At 54.6% G+C, this 12,373-nt stretch carries 17 protein-coding genes; 10 read left to right on the top strand and 7 right to left on the bottom strand.

Features of this window, described 5'->3' with window-relative positions; all coding sequences use genetic code 11:
* Nucleotides 1-3 precede the first annotated feature (3 nt).
* The 6 genes from rplV to rplC are packed head-to-tail and all read right to left on the bottom strand — an operon-like array spanning nucleotide 4 to nucleotide 3,164.
* The gene (gene rplV, locus Q0711_RS09050; RefSeq protein WP_298613677.1) at nucleotides 4-372 is read right to left on the bottom strand and encodes a 50S ribosomal protein L22; all 369 of its coding nucleotides are present in this window, start codon (nucleotides 370-372) and stop codon (nucleotides 4-6) included.
* A gap of 30 nt (nucleotides 373-402) precedes the next feature.
* Complete coding sequence (gene rpsS / locus Q0711_RS09045; protein WP_298613675.1) at nucleotides 403-681, bottom strand: 30S ribosomal protein S19; 279 nt, start codon at nucleotides 679-681, stop codon at nucleotides 403-405.
* Nucleotides 682-703: 22 nt separating this feature from the next.
* Nucleotides 704-1,570, bottom strand: a complete 867-nt coding sequence (gene rplB, locus Q0711_RS09040) for a 50S ribosomal protein L2 (RefSeq protein ID WP_298613672.1) — start codon at nucleotides 1,568-1,570, stop codon at nucleotides 704-706.
* Nucleotides 1,571-1,581: 11 nt separating this feature from the next.
* Entirely contained in the window at nucleotides 1,582-1,884 is a 303-nt protein-coding gene (locus tag Q0711_RS09035) for a 50S ribosomal protein L23 (RefSeq protein ID WP_298613670.1), read from the bottom strand.
* Entirely contained in the window at nucleotides 1,877-2,509 is a 633-nt protein-coding gene (gene rplD / locus Q0711_RS09030) for a 50S ribosomal protein L4 (RefSeq protein ID WP_298613668.1), read from the bottom strand. Before rplD ends, Q0711_RS09035 begins: the two co-directional genes overlap by 8 nt.
* A gap of 16 nt (nucleotides 2,510-2,525) precedes the next feature.
* Nucleotides 2,526-3,164 carry a 50S ribosomal protein L3 gene (gene rplC, locus Q0711_RS09025; RefSeq protein ID WP_298613666.1) on the bottom strand — a complete coding sequence of 213 codons (639 nt, stop codon included), beginning with the start codon at nucleotides 3,162-3,164 and terminating at the stop codon, nucleotides 2,526-2,528.
* A 367-nt stretch (nucleotides 3,165-3,531) separates the two neighbouring features.
* Between rplC and tgt the strand changes: the two genes are divergently transcribed.
* The 6 genes from tgt (at nucleotide 3,532) to Q0711_RS08995 (ending at nucleotide 8,385) form a co-directional block, all read left to right on the top strand.
* Complete coding sequence (tgt, locus tag Q0711_RS09020) at nucleotides 3,532-4,674, top strand: tRNA guanosine(34) transglycosylase Tgt (protein ID WP_298613664.1); 1,143 nt, start codon at nucleotides 3,532-3,534, stop codon at nucleotides 4,672-4,674.
* Nucleotides 4,658-5,131 (top strand): DUF2752 domain-containing protein, encoded by a 474-nt coding sequence (locus Q0711_RS09015; protein ID WP_299042334.1) that lies wholly within the window; start codon nucleotides 4,658-4,660, stop codon nucleotides 5,129-5,131. Before tgt ends, Q0711_RS09015 begins: the two co-directional genes overlap by 17 nt.
* Nucleotides 5,132-5,493: 362 nt before the next feature.
* Nucleotides 5,494-5,925: a BLUF domain-containing protein gene (locus Q0711_RS09010; protein ID WP_298613660.1), complete on the top strand. Its 432-nt coding sequence runs from the start codon at nucleotides 5,494-5,496 to the stop codon at nucleotides 5,923-5,925.
* Between the two features lies 1 nt (nucleotide 5,926).
* The gene (locus Q0711_RS09005; RefSeq protein WP_298613658.1) at nucleotides 5,927-6,424 is read left to right on the top strand and encodes a YceD family protein; all 498 of its coding nucleotides are present in this window, start codon (nucleotides 5,927-5,929) and stop codon (nucleotides 6,422-6,424) included.
* On the top strand, nucleotides 6,421-7,920 hold the full coding sequence (locus Q0711_RS09000; protein WP_298617062.1) for an AAA family ATPase: 1,500 nt from the start codon (nucleotides 6,421-6,423) through the stop codon (nucleotides 7,918-7,920). Before Q0711_RS09005 ends, Q0711_RS09000 begins: the two co-directional genes overlap by 4 nt.
* Before the next feature lie 3 nt (nucleotides 7,921-7,923).
* Nucleotides 7,924-8,385 (top strand): SH3 domain-containing protein, encoded by a 462-nt coding sequence (locus Q0711_RS08995; RefSeq protein ID WP_298613654.1) that lies wholly within the window; start codon nucleotides 7,924-7,926, stop codon nucleotides 8,383-8,385.
* Between the two features lie 10 nt (nucleotides 8,386-8,395).
* Here Q0711_RS08995 and Q0711_RS08990 read toward each other — a convergent pair whose 3' ends face one another.
* The gene (locus Q0711_RS08990; RefSeq protein WP_298613652.1) at nucleotides 8,396-8,830 is read right to left on the bottom strand and encodes a hypothetical protein; all 435 of its coding nucleotides are present in this window, start codon (nucleotides 8,828-8,830) and stop codon (nucleotides 8,396-8,398) included.
* A gap of 152 nt (nucleotides 8,831-8,982) precedes the next feature.
* Between Q0711_RS08990 and murD the strand changes: the two genes are divergently transcribed.
* From murD to Q0711_RS08970, 4 genes are all read left to right on the top strand, one after another.
* Nucleotides 8,983-10,347: a UDP-N-acetylmuramoyl-L-alanine--D-glutamate ligase gene (murD, locus tag Q0711_RS08985; RefSeq protein ID WP_298617063.1), complete on the top strand. Its 1,365-nt coding sequence runs from the start codon at nucleotides 8,983-8,985 to the stop codon at nucleotides 10,345-10,347.
* Nucleotides 10,344-11,516 carry an AI-2E family transporter gene (locus Q0711_RS08980; RefSeq protein WP_298617064.1) on the top strand — a complete coding sequence of 391 codons (1,173 nt, stop codon included), beginning with the start codon at nucleotides 10,344-10,346 and terminating at the stop codon, nucleotides 11,514-11,516. The genes murD and Q0711_RS08980 overlap by 4 nt, the downstream gene beginning before the upstream one ends.
* A 4-nt stretch (nucleotides 11,517-11,520) precedes the next feature.
* Nucleotides 11,521-12,198 carry a hypothetical protein gene (locus Q0711_RS08975; RefSeq protein ID WP_299042330.1) on the top strand — a complete coding sequence of 226 codons (678 nt, stop codon included), beginning with the start codon at nucleotides 11,521-11,523 and terminating at the stop codon, nucleotides 12,196-12,198.
* A 2-nt stretch (nucleotides 12,199-12,200) separates the two neighbouring features.
* Nucleotides 12,201-12,373: DUF1838 family protein (locus Q0711_RS08970; RefSeq protein WP_299042347.1), on the top strand; the 173-nt coding region annotated here is incomplete at its 3' end.

The raw sequence follows: 12,373 nt of genomic DNA, 5'->3' as shown, positions 1-12,373 counted from the left end.
CTTCTACGATTCGTCAGCGGTGGTTTGGGGCGCCACAGCAATGGTGATGTGGCAGGTGGGCTTGCGAATTTGGTAAGCGCGGCCTTGGGCGCGAGGACGGAACCGCTTCAGGCAAGGGCCTTGATCGGCATAGGCTTGACTAATGACCAAGGTGGCGGGATCTAAGCCTAAATTGTGGGTGGCATTGGCCGCCGCCGATCGCAAGACCTTTGTAATCGGCTCGCAGGCACGATAGGGCATAAAGCGCAGCATAATGAGGGCATCGCGGTAGGTGCGACCCCGCAGTTGATCCAGTACCCGCCGCACCTTGTGGGGTGACATGCGGACATACTTGGCGCAGGCACGGGCAGTAGGAGAAGAGGTAGAAACCATAGACGGCTATCCCAGACGTGAACAAGAGAATCATTGGCGGGCTTTTTTATCGCCCTTAGCATGACTGCGGAAGTTGCGGGTGGGAGCAAATTCCCCTAGTTTGTGACCCACCATCTGCTCAGTGATGTACACCGGCACGTGCTGCTTGCCGTTGTGGACGGCAATCGTATGGCCAATCATTTCCGGCACAATCGTTGAGGCACGCGACCACGTTTTGATCACTTCTTTGGCATTGCGCTCATTGAGGGCTTCAATCTTGCGTAGGAGATGATCTGCCACAAAAGGGCCTTTTTTTAACGAACGTCCCATAACCTAACTTCTCCACAAAAACCTAAGACTGACGACCACCGCGACCCCGCTTAGAAGACTTCTTGCGACGGCGCACAATGAGAGCATCGCTGAGTTTTTTCTTCTTGCGAGTTTTGTAGCCAAGGGTGGGTTTACCCCAAGGAGTGACAGGTCCCGGACGACCAATGGGGGCACGCCCTTCCCCACCACCGTGGGGGTGATCCACCGGGTTCATCGCCGAACCGCGCACCTTCGGACGACGACCTTTCCAGCGGTTACGACCCGCTTTCCCCAAGCTGATGTTGTTTGCTTCAACATTCCCCACCTGGCCAATAGTGGCGTAGCACTCCTTACGGAAGAGCCGCACTTCACCCGAGGGAAGCTTAAGGGTCACCATATCCCCTTCTTTGGCGACCACTTGAGCCATGGCACCCGCAGCACGCACCATTTGCGCACCACGACCGGGGGTAATTTCTACATTGTGAACGCTAGTCCCAAGTGGAATTTTGCCCAAGGGCAGGGCATTACCCACCTCAATGGGGGCATCGGGACTGGCAATAATTTCGGTGCCGGGAGTCAAATCCCGAGGATGGATGATGTAGCGTTTTTCCCCATCGCGATAGTGGAGTAGGGCAATGCGGGCATTGCGATTGGGATCGTACTCCACAGTTGCTACTTTAGCAGGAACATTGAGCTTGCTGCTGCGGCGAAAATCAATAACTCGATAGCGACGTTTGTGGCCGCCACCCCGTCGCCGACTGGTAATCACACCGCGATTGTTGCGGCCTTTGTCCCGCTTGAAACCACGGGTCAGGGACTTTTCAGGCTTGTCGGTCGTAATTTCCGCAAAGTCAGAAACAGTTTTCTGGCGAACGCCGGGGGTATAGGGTCGGTAAACACGAATGCCCATGATCTACTCCGTTAAACTTCGGGGAAGAGAACGATCTTGCTGTCGGGGGCAAGGGTGACGATCGCCCGCTTGTAACGAGGACGCTGCCCAACAAACCGACCCACGCGGCGCTCTTTTGGGGGCAGGTGATAGGTATTCACTGCCGTCACCTTGACGTTGAAGAGTTCCTCAATCGCGGCTTTGATTTGCGGCTTGGTGGCGCGCCGATCCACATCAAAGGTGTATTGGTTGTTTTCCAGTAAAACTGTGGCCTTCTCTGTGATGATGGGGCGCTTGATGAGATCCGCAAGGGCGCGGGGTTGGACTTTAGTCACCGTACACCTCCTGGATTTTGGCGATCGCGCCTGTGGTAGCAACAATGCGATCGGCATAGAGTAAATCAAAAACATTCAACTGATCGGCACGCAGCAGCTTCAGGGTGGGCACATTTCGTGCCGAGAGTGCCACCATTTCGGCAACATCTTCTACCAGTAGCAGCACTTTTTGCTCTGGTTCAATGCCCCAGCGTTGCAGAGCCGTCACCAACTCCTTCGTTTTCGGACGCGGCAAATGCTCGGCAAAGTCCTGAACCACGATCAAGTCTTCAACTCGGCTCATCAGAGCTGTGCGCAGGGCAAGCCGCCGCTCCTTACGATTCATTTTTTGGCTATAGTCGCGGGGCTTAGGACCAAAGATGACACCGCCACCCCGCCAAAGGGGAGAACGAATAGAACCGGCCCGGGCGCGCCCTGTTCCCTTTTGCCGCCAAGGCTTACGACCGCCACCGCGCACCTCTGCACGGGTTTTAGTGGAAACGGTTCCCTGACGAGCATTGGCCAACTGCCGCACAAGGGCGCGATGCACAATATGACTGGCGGTTTCAGGTTTTGCCGTCCGAAGATCAAGGGTGGCTTCGCCACTCGCGGCGCCCTGCCAGTCTTTCACTACACATACAACCATGACTACTCTCCAGCCCTTACTTGCGACCAACCACCTTGGCGGGGGTAATACTCACTAAAGCTCCGGGTTTGCCCGGTAGTGCCCCTTTAATTAGAATCAAGTTGCGCTCAGGATCAACGCGAACCACCTGCAACTTGCGGATAGTAACGGCCGTATTGCCCATGCGACCTGCCATTCGCTTGCCGGGAAAGACGCGCCCTGGAGTTGTTCCTGCCCCCGTGGAACCAGGCAGGCGGTGGTTTTTGGAGCCGTGAGCCATGGGACCGCGCTTAAAATTGTGGCGTTTTTGATAACCGGCAAAACCTCGGCCAATGCTGGTGCCGCGAACATCCACCAGCTGTCCTGGACTAAAAATATCAACGGTAATGGTCTGCCCCAATTGGTAGGCAGAGGCATCCTCAAGGCGAAACTCCCGCAGATGGCGCATGGGGGGCGTTTGTGATTTGTTGAGGTGGCCGCGCTCCGGTCGGCTCAGGTTTTTCTCCCGCACTTCGCCATAGGCAACTTGAATCGCCGTGTAGCCGTCGGTTTGGGGGGTTTTAATTTGTGTGATCGGACACGGCCCCGCTTGTACCACCGTAATGGGGACAGATCGACCCGCCTCGTCAAAGATTTGGGTCATGCCCAACTTTGTCCCTAAAATACCAACTGTCACGATCGCGTTCCTTATAAAATACGAATCACAACAAAACAGCAAGAGGCGGCTTATAGGCTCCACCTCAGCAGATTCCTACAGTTAGGAATGGTGGATTGACCCAGCAGTTACACGGTCAAGACGATGACGCTCAGGGGGCATCCATCGTTGATCGAGGACAGGCGCAGATAAAGGTGGCAAGGCTGTGATTGGCGGTTGCGAACACGCTGCCACCCCTGGATCCGTGGAACCATGGACTTAAGGGGATTGAGGCAATCGCACCCACTCAGTATCCGTTTTTGGTCACAAGCTCTAATCATAGATCAGTGATTGTGGGTTTGTCTAGGCATTTGGTAACATTTTTACGCCCTCTTGGGGAGCCACCAGCGTGTTTGAATTTATCCGCCAGCAGGAATGTGCCCACACTCAAGCTCGGGCAGGTCTGTTTCACACGCCCCATGGCACGGTGGCAACGCCGCGTTTTATGCCCGTGGGCACTTTGGCCAATGTGAAAACTCTCACCCCAGAGCACCTCAAGGCGGCGGGTGCGCAAATGGTGTTGGCCAATACCTACCACTTGCATCTACAACCGGGGGAGGACATTGTGGCCGCAGCGGGGGGACTGCACCGTTTTATGGGCTGGTCAGGGCCTATTCTCACGGATTCGGGGGGCTTTCAGGTCTTTAGCCTCAGTGAACTGCGGCAAGTTTCCGATCAGGGGGTGGTCTTTCGTTCGCCCCACGATGGCCAAATCATTGAATTGTCGCCGGAGCAGGCGATCGCCATCCAAGAGGCTTTGGGGGCAGATGTAATCATGGCCTTTGATGAGTGTCCCCCCTACCCTGCTAGCCGTGAGGCGGTCACTCAAGCCACGCAACGCACACTGCATTGGTTAGAGCGCTGTATAGCCAGCAAGCAACGCTCTGATCAAGCCCTCTTTGCTATTGTTCAAGGGGGTATCTATGCCGACCTGCGGCGAGAATGTGTCGAGGCCATGGTGCCCTATGACCTGCCGGGCTATGCCATTGGGGGCGTCAGTGTGGGCGAACCCAACTGGGCCATGCATGAGATAGTGGCGGTGACAGCTCCCCTCTTGCCGGCTCACAAGCCCCGCTATTTGATGGGGGTCGGCACCCACTTGGAAATGTTGCGGGCGATCGCTGCCGGGGTCGATCTGTTTGATTGTGTAATTCCCACGCGGTTAGCCCGCCATGGCTGTGCCATCGTTCAAGGGCAACGCTGGAACCTAAAAAATGCCCGCTTTCGCCGCGACTATGAGCCGCTGGATGCCACCTGTCCCTGCTACACTTGCGCTAACTTTAGTCGCGCCTACCTCAGTCATCTAGTTCGCGCCAAGGAGTTACTGGCCTATACCCTCCTCTCAATCCATAATGTGACAGAACTGATTCGCTTCACGCAGGCGGCACGCCAAGCCATTTTAGAGGAGCGATTTGCGGCCTTTGCGGCAGAATGGGAGCAGCGATTGTTGGCGAAAGCTGAAAATGAGGAAACCGATGCTGCGTTTCTCTGATGCCGTTTTATCCAAGCAGGAACGCCTGAGCCGCTGGGGCTTTTTGGGACTGACCACCGCCCCTTTGGTGGGGGCAGTTCTGTTCAATCACACAGGGACGCCGCCTTTTTTACTCTGTCCCTTTCGGGCAATCACGGGCATTCCCTGTCCAGGGTGTGGCCTGACCCGCTCTTTTCTGGCGATCGCCCGCGGCGACTTTGAAAATGCCCTGCGCATGCACCTGTTTGGCCCTGTCCTATTTTTGGCATTTGCAGGGGCTGCTGTTTTAATGGGTCTAGAACTGAAAACCGGCCGCCGCTTGCCACACCCCCCCTTTCACTTCTTCAATAGCCGCATTCAAACCTGGTGGTGGCTGGGGGGCATTTATCTGGGCTACTATGCCCTGCGGCTGTACAGCCTATTCCAGACAGGTGAGTTTTATATCAATCCCCTAAAAACCATCTTTTTGAGGAGTTAATTAATGACTATCTCCATTCCTTTCGTCGATCCCCAAACGAAAGCACCACTCGGCAAGGATGATGCTGCATACTATCGTTGAGAGTGGCTCTGTTTATCCAATTGTCAATCACATTCCCAGATCTGTTGATTCAATGCAAAACCATACCCAAGGCTTTGGTCTGCAATGGAATAAATCTCAAAAATACAAATAAAAATACAAATAGATGATACAGATCAAAAACAGTCTGAAACTCGATTCTTTGCAACAACAGACCGGCAGCCTGAGGAGCTTGCCGGCAAAAGTGTTTTAGCCGTCTTTAGCAATGTTCCTTTTCATGGGATAATAAAAATTGGTTGTGTCCGATCGAGAACCGAAAAGCCATGAGACTACATCGCCTGCTCTATCTTAGTTGTGCCACGGATGGTCTATCCTACCCAGACCTGCGCGACATCATGGCCAAGTCAGAGGTGAACAATGTGCGCGATGGCATTACGGGAATCCTGTGCTACGGCAATGGGATGTTTTTGCAAACCCTAGAGGGCGATCGCCAGAAAGTGAGTGAAACCTATGCTCGCATCCTCAAAGATCCGCGCCACCACAGTGCCGAACTGATTGAATTTAAGGCAATTGAAGAGCGAACCTTTATCAACTGGTCAATGCGTCTGGTGCAATTGGGCGAAATGGACAGTGATGCCGTTCGGCGACTGCGGTTAAAATACTCTCCAGCGGCAACCTTTCTGCCCACCTCCATGACGGCTGAACAGTGTTTCCACTTCCTAAAAGAAATCTATCAAATGACTCAAGGAACCTAGCGTGACTCCTGCCCACTGGCTGGCTATTCCAGAATTGCTGCGGCTGCCTGCCCAGACCTATGCGTGGCGGGTAGATACCGACTTTTCTGAGTTGCCAACACTCACTCCCATCCAAGGAATTGTAACCGCTACTCACCGCCACACCTACTTAGAACTGCGTGCCGATGTGCAGACAATTGTTACTCTTTGTTGCGATCGCTGTTTGCAGTACTATAACCACCGCCTTGAGTGCACGACCACAGAACTGATCTGGCTGGCGGAAACTCCAACCAGTCAGCCCGAGGATGATCTCGTGGAAACCCTGCCTGCTAACGGTCACCTTGATCTGGCCGACTGGCTCTACCAGCAACTGTGCCTTGCCCTGCCCTACCCCAAGTACTGCGATCCCAATTGTGGCGGTATTCATCCCCCCACTCCTGCGGAAACTCCCATTGATCAACGCTGGGCGGCCTTGGCGCAACTGCAAGCGGCTCTGGAGCGGTCGGAACCATCGCCATGAATGCTCAGTCTGACCTTGAACTGTTGCTGCGGGCACGCTATCCCCTGTTGTATGTGGCCACAACAGAGGAAGAACGCCTTGAGGCGACACTGCACGCCATTAGCGATCGCCTGAATCAGCGCCCCATCTATATTTGGGATTTTGTCGAGGGGTATCAGGGCAATCCCAACGACGTGGGGGCGGCCAAGCGCAATCCCCTCAGTGCCCTTGAATTTGTTGAAAAACTACCGCCAGCAGCAGCGGCAATGGTTCTGCTGCGGGATTTTCATCGCTTTATTGAGGATGTGGCGGTCTCCCGCAAACTGCGCAACCTGGCACGGCAGCTCAAGTCCCAACCCAAAAACCTAATTCTGCTTGCGCCGACAGTGCAGTTGCCCCCAGAACTGCGGGATGTGATTACGGTGGTTGAGTTCCCCTTGCCGCAACGGGAGGAAATCCGTTGTGAACTCGTGAAGCTCTGCCAAAGCCTTGGCAATGTTCCCTCAGAACCCGTCCTCGATGAGCTAGTTCGAGCCTGTCAGGGCTTGACCCTTGAGCGAATTCGCCGCGTCATTGGTCGGATTATTGCCCTCCACGGTGTGGTGGACAACAGCCATGTGGATCTGATCTTGGAGGAGAAGCGACAAATTCTGCGGCAAACTCAAGTCCTTGAATTTTACCCCACTCAAGAGACGATTGCCGACATTGGCGGTCTGGATAATCTTAAGGAATGGTTGCTGCGGCGCGGCGGTGCCTTTTCTGAGCGGGCACGGCGCTATGGGCTACCCTATCCGCGCGGGGTGCTGCTGGTGGGAATTCAGGGCACGGGGAAGTCCCTGACAGCGAAGGCGATCGCCCACCAATGGCACTTGCCCCTGTTGCGATTGGATGTGGGGCGGCTCTTTGGGGGTCTGGTGGGGGAATCCGAAGCGCGTACCCGTGAGATGATTCAGATTGCCGAAGCCCTAGCCCCCTGTGTTCTCTGGATTGATGAGATGGATAAAGCCTTTGCGGGCATTGATGGTCGAGGGGATGGCGGTACCAGTAGCCGCGTTTTCGGCACAATTCTCACTTGGCTGGCCGAGAAGACCTCCGCCGTTTTTGTGGTGGCGACGGCGAATAACATTCAAGTGTTGCCCCCAGAATTGCTGCGTAAGGGGCGCTTTGATGAAATCTTTTTTGTGGGGCTGCCCAATGTGGAGGAGCGGCGAGCAATTTTTGAAGTGCACCTCAGTCGCGTGCGGCGCGATCGCCTGCAAAACTACGATCTAGAGCGCCTAGCCTACGAAACCATTGACTTTTCTGGGGCTGAAATTGAGCAATGTATCATTGAAGCCATGCACCTTGCCTTTAGCCAAGATCGCGACTTTACCACCGAAGATCTCCTCCAGGCAGCCAGTGAAATTGTCCCCTTGGCACGAACCGCTCGCGAACAAGTGCAGCAGTTACAGGAATGGGCGGCCTCCGGGCGGGCACGGTTTGCCTCACGGGTCTTGTCTCCCTCCACAGGGCGTTAGATCATGAAACCAGTTGTACGTGTACTGCAATGGCTTTTGGGAATCTTTTTGGGTTTCAGCTTGATTGCCCTTGTGGCCGCAGCCCTCATTACGCCCCTCGTCTTTAACTTGCTCTGGTCACCGCCGCGTCCTAATGTTGAGGCACAAAGTTCCCCAGAACCAGTAGAACCAGTGCCAAATTCAAGCAGCCCTCCCCCTGAACCGACCCCTACTCCCTCGCCGCCAACGCAGCCCGAAGGGCGGGTTATTTATGGAGACGGCTTGCGGTTGCGCGATCGCCCCAGTCGCGAGGCCAATGCCCTAGGGGGTGTGGCCTTTGATGAAGTGGTGACCATCCTAGAGCGCAGCGAGGATGGCGAATGGCTCAAGGTTCGCACTAAAGAGAATCTGGAAGGCTGGGTACTGGCCTTTGGGGTGCAGGAAATAACGGCTGAATCCCCTACGCCAAGCGAGACGCCCCAATAGGTCACTCTAGCTATTGAGAAAATTCCTGCATTTGCTGAAACGAACGGTACTCGCGATCGCCACTGAGCCATTCCACCAGGGTGATTTTCACCCGTCCGCCCACATTGGGAGTGACCAAAAACTCCGCCTCTGCCCCGCTATCAATCACCCGATTGCGCAACTGGGTGAATCCCGCTTCGAGGAGTCGTTTGCTCGGTGAGTCATAGATTTCGTAGTAGATCTGGACATTGCGTGCTGGTGTGGCCGTTTCGTTGCGCACCCGCCCCGTTAGGCGGTGGTACCAGACACCTGCAATATTCTCGCTCTGCAATTGAACATCGGTGACTCGCACCACTTTAGGCGCTTCACGGCGGCGGGCGATCGCGGGCCTACCATCAAAAAACAAGACCCCGACACCGCTTGTCAGCAGCAGACCGCAGAGCCAAATTGCGCGTAAACCAAGCATTATTCTCTACCCGATGTGACAATAATAGAGTCTAAGACGGAATATGCAGTGGGAGCGATCGCCTAGGCGGTTCCATTGACCTTGAGGATACCACCCTAGGGACTGCTGCCCGGAGTCTGTACCTGCTGGATTGGATTCACCCCACTTATCCTATGCCAACTGTTCATGTGATTGGTCTCGGTCGCTCTGGCATCGCCGCCGCCCGTTTACTGAAACGTCAAGGCTGGCAAGTGGAGGTGAGTGATAGGCGCCAAACCCCTGCCTTACAATCCCAGCAGCAACTCCTCGAAGCCGAAGGCATTGCCGTTCAACTCAACTACGACTTTGATCTGCAAACCCTTGCTCATGTTGGCCTGCAAATACCCCATGAAATTGTCATTAGTCCCGGTGTGCCTTGGAACTCGCCCGCTTTGATTGCCGCTCGCCAAGCAGGCATCCCCGTGCGGGGGGAAGTGGCAATTGCGTGGCAGGCCCTTGGCCATCTGCCGTGGGTCTGTATTACGGGCACCAACGGCAAAACAACCACCACCGCCCTCACTGCTGCCATCTTTCAGGCAGCGGGGTACAATGCTCCCGCCTGTGGCAACATCGGCAATAGTATTTGCGAGGTGGCTTTAACCGCCCACACCCTTGATTGGGTGATTGCCGAGATTAGTAGCTATCAATTGGAGTCCAGCCCCCCCCTGCAACCCCAATTTGCCCTTTGGACCACCCTCACCCCGGATCACTTGGAACGCCACGGCACCCTTGAGGCCTATGTGGAAACCAAAGCCCACCTAATGAACGGGGCTAAACAGGTGATCCTCAATGGGGATGATCCCTACCTGCGTCAGCACATGGTCAATCGCTGGCCACAAGCTTGGTGGATCACTACCCAGGGGGCGGCCGCCCTACCCAAGGGGATTGCCCAGGGCATCTATATTGCTGGGGATCAGGTGTGGGTTCAGGATCAGCCTCTGCTGCCCACCCATGTCTTGCAGATGCCGGGTCAACACAATCAGCAAAACTTTCTGCTTGCGGTGGCAGCGGCACACCTGGCGGGGATTCCTGCGGCAACCATTGCCAAAGCGGTGGCGGGGTTTAACGGTGTGCCCCATCGTCTAGAGCGCATTCGCCAATGGCGACAGGTGGCGTGGATCAACGACAGTAAGGCCACCAATTATGACGCCGCCGAAATTGGGTTGCGTTCTGTAACCGGCCCTGTGATTCTCATTGCCGGTGGGCAGGCGAAAAAGGGGGATGATCGCGCTTGGCTCAACTTAATTCAGGAAAAAGTTGCTTGGGTGCTCTTAATTGGTGAAGCGGCACCGCAGTTTGCGCAGCGTCTAGAAGCCATCGGCTTTACAAATTATGAGATCATAGAGACACTGGATCGGGCAGTGGCGGCGGCTGCTGAACTGGTGACCCAGTACCCAATCAAAACTGTACTCTTTTCCCCTGCCTGTGCCAGCTTTGACCAATATCAAAATTTTGAAGAACGCGGTAATCACTTTCGTCAACTGTGCTTAGAGCTATGAGCCAATCTGCGGCCTCGGGTCACTGGTGGAATCGCCTTTCTATTGCCAGTCGGTTTCTAATTATTGGCTTGGCAGGGCCTATCCTGACGCTCAATTTTTGGGCATTTGCCACTGTTCTCAAGTTCTTCGGGCCTTTGGTTGCGGTGCTTGTTCTTGCCTCCCTATTTGCCTTTTTGCTGAACTATCCGGTGCGCTGGATGGAAGAACAGGGCAATCCGCGGGGGCCGTCGGCAGTGGTTGTCTTTCTGCTGGCACTGGTTTTGATTGCCATCATTGCCTTGGTCGTGGTGCCCAATCTCTTTAATCAGGCGCAGCAGCTCATTGCCCGCCTGCCAGAGTGGTTTAACTCTAGCCAACGCCGACTCTTGGAATTTGGGCTGTGGGTGGATTCCCTCAATTTACCGGTCACGGTAGATGTGGATGCCCTTGCCAACCAGTTGCTGGAAAAACTCAAGGATCAACTGCAAAGCTTAGCGCGGGAGGCGCTGAATTTAATTTTGGGCACGGTGAGCAGTGTGGTGGATGTGCTGATTAATTTCATTTTGACTGTTGTTCTCACCTTCTATTTACTTCAGCACGGTGACGAACTGTGGGAGGGTCTGCTCAGTTGGTTGCCCGATACGCTGCGCCCCACAGTCTCAGAAACCATTCGCCGTAGTTTTGAGAGCTATTTTATCGGTCAATTGGTGCTGGGGCTGTGCATGGGCATTGGCTTGACCACAATTTTTATCTTTTTGAAGGTACCCTATGGCTTACTCTTTGGGGTGATCATTGGCGTGATGGCCTTGGTGCCCTTTGGCGGCACGGTGGGAATTATTTCCATTAGTTTACTGGTGGCACTTCAGGATGTTTGGCTCTCCCTCAAGGTGGCGGGATTTTCGTTTCTCTTTCAGCAGTTTCTTGAAAATGTGGTGGCTCCCCGTATTATTGGCAGCTTTACGGGTCTGAATCCGGTGTGGGTCTTTTTAGCAATTCTGACGGGGGCGCGGGCTTCGGGCTTGGTGGGGGTCTTGATTGCAGTGCCGATCGCCGTGGTGATTAAAACCTTCCTTGTGAGCGTGCGATCGCGCCTTAATACCGAGGATGTGGATACCACCCTTGCGCTACCCGACAATCCGCCCCCCTTACCCCCTGTTTCTTCCTCGATGAAGCCCTCCTCGGTGGAGTAGAACCATGCGGCGTGCCCTTCATCCCGGAATTGTTACCTCCCTTGTTTTGATCGGTACAACCGCCGCCATTACCCTTGTCACGGCTTTGATCGGCTACCATTTGGGGCGAGAGTCATTGCGCGGTGTATCCCAGCCGGTGGTGAATCCCATCCTTGGCAGTGCCGTGAATGCAAATGATCAAAGCCAAGGGGAGCGATCGCCCATTCTGGACGAAGCACAGATCATTGCCCAAACCAAGGCTCGCATTGACGAAATGACCCAAAGTTCTGGCGATCGCGAGATTGTGCCTGCCCCCACCAGCTCTAATGAACCGTCAGCAACAAAATCAGAGGCAAGTCGGACATTGCCTATTGTGGCTGAAGATAAGGGAGTGCGCTTAGAAATTAGCCGTGTGGACACTATTGACCAAGATTTAGCCCTGCACGTTCGCTTGAAGAACGACAGTAGCCAAGGGGTGCAGTTTATCTACACCTTCCTCGAAATCAAAAATGACAAAGGCGCCCTTTTGAGCGCCTTTACTGAAGGCCTACCGACGGAATTGCCCGCTGGCAGTGATCTGGTCAAAGGCACGATTCTTATCCCCAAAAGCCTCCTTGGTAATACAAAAACCTTGACACTGCGCCTTGCTAGCTATCCGAATCAGGATGTGCAATTGCAAGCTGCCAATATTCCTGTGGAGTAGCCATGCCTGCCGTTGAATTTGTGCAAAAATACTTGAGTGCCCGCGATTGGGTGCGGGTGCGGGCGGATTTGACGGGCAAGACCACGTTTATCGCGTGGCAGGGAGCCGTGTACAGCTTTGTTCCCCAAGAGCGTCACCGTCATCTATTCAACATTGTGGGCATGAGTGCTGCTCG

The sequence above is a fragment of the uncultured Thermosynechococcus sp. genome (genome assembly GCF_937958135.1).
Lineage (GTDB): Bacteria > Cyanobacteriota > Cyanobacteriia > Thermosynechococcales > Thermosynechococcaceae > Thermosynechococcus.
The sequence above is the reverse complement of the archived record's forward strand: the minus strand, read 5'-3'. Positions and strand labels throughout refer to the sequence as shown.

Excerpts from the sequence above, each read along its gene's own strand:
- rplV (WP_298613677.1), bottom strand. The coding sequence starts at position 372 with ATGGTTTCTACCTCTTCTCCTACTGCCCGTGCCTGCGCCAAGTATGTC.
- rpsS (WP_298613675.1), bottom strand. The coding sequence starts at position 681 with ATGGGACGTTCGTTAAAAAAAGGCCCTTTTGTGGCAGATCATCTCCTA.
- rplB (WP_298613672.1), bottom strand. The coding sequence starts at position 1,570 with ATGGGCATTCGTGTTTACCGACCCTATACCCCCGGCGTTCGCCAGAAA.
- rplD (WP_298613668.1), bottom strand. The coding sequence starts at position 2,509 with ATGGTTGTATGTGTAGTGAAAGACTGGCAGGGCGCCGCGAGTGGCGAA.
- Q0711_RS09015 (WP_299042334.1), top strand. The coding sequence starts at position 4,658 with ATGCTGCGTTTCTCTGATGCCGTTTTATCCAAGCAGGAACGCCTGAGC.
- Q0711_RS09010 (WP_298613660.1), top strand. The coding sequence starts at position 5,494 with ATGAGACTACATCGCCTGCTCTATCTTAGTTGTGCCACGGATGGTCTA.
- Q0711_RS09000 (WP_298617062.1), top strand. The coding sequence starts at position 6,421 with ATGAATGCTCAGTCTGACCTTGAACTGTTGCTGCGGGCACGCTATCCC.
- Q0711_RS08995 (WP_298613654.1), top strand. The coding sequence starts at position 7,924 with ATGAAACCAGTTGTACGTGTACTGCAATGGCTTTTGGGAATCTTTTTG.
- Q0711_RS08990 (WP_298613652.1), bottom strand. The coding sequence starts at position 8,830 with ATGCTTGGTTTACGCGCAATTTGGCTCTGCGGTCTGCTGCTGACAAGC.
- murD (WP_298617063.1), top strand. The coding sequence starts at position 8,983 with ATGCCAACTGTTCATGTGATTGGTCTCGGTCGCTCTGGCATCGCCGCC.
- Q0711_RS08980 (WP_298617064.1), top strand. The coding sequence starts at position 10,344 with ATGAGCCAATCTGCGGCCTCGGGTCACTGGTGGAATCGCCTTTCTATT.
- Q0711_RS08975 (WP_299042330.1), top strand. The coding sequence starts at position 11,521 with ATGCGGCGTGCCCTTCATCCCGGAATTGTTACCTCCCTTGTTTTGATC.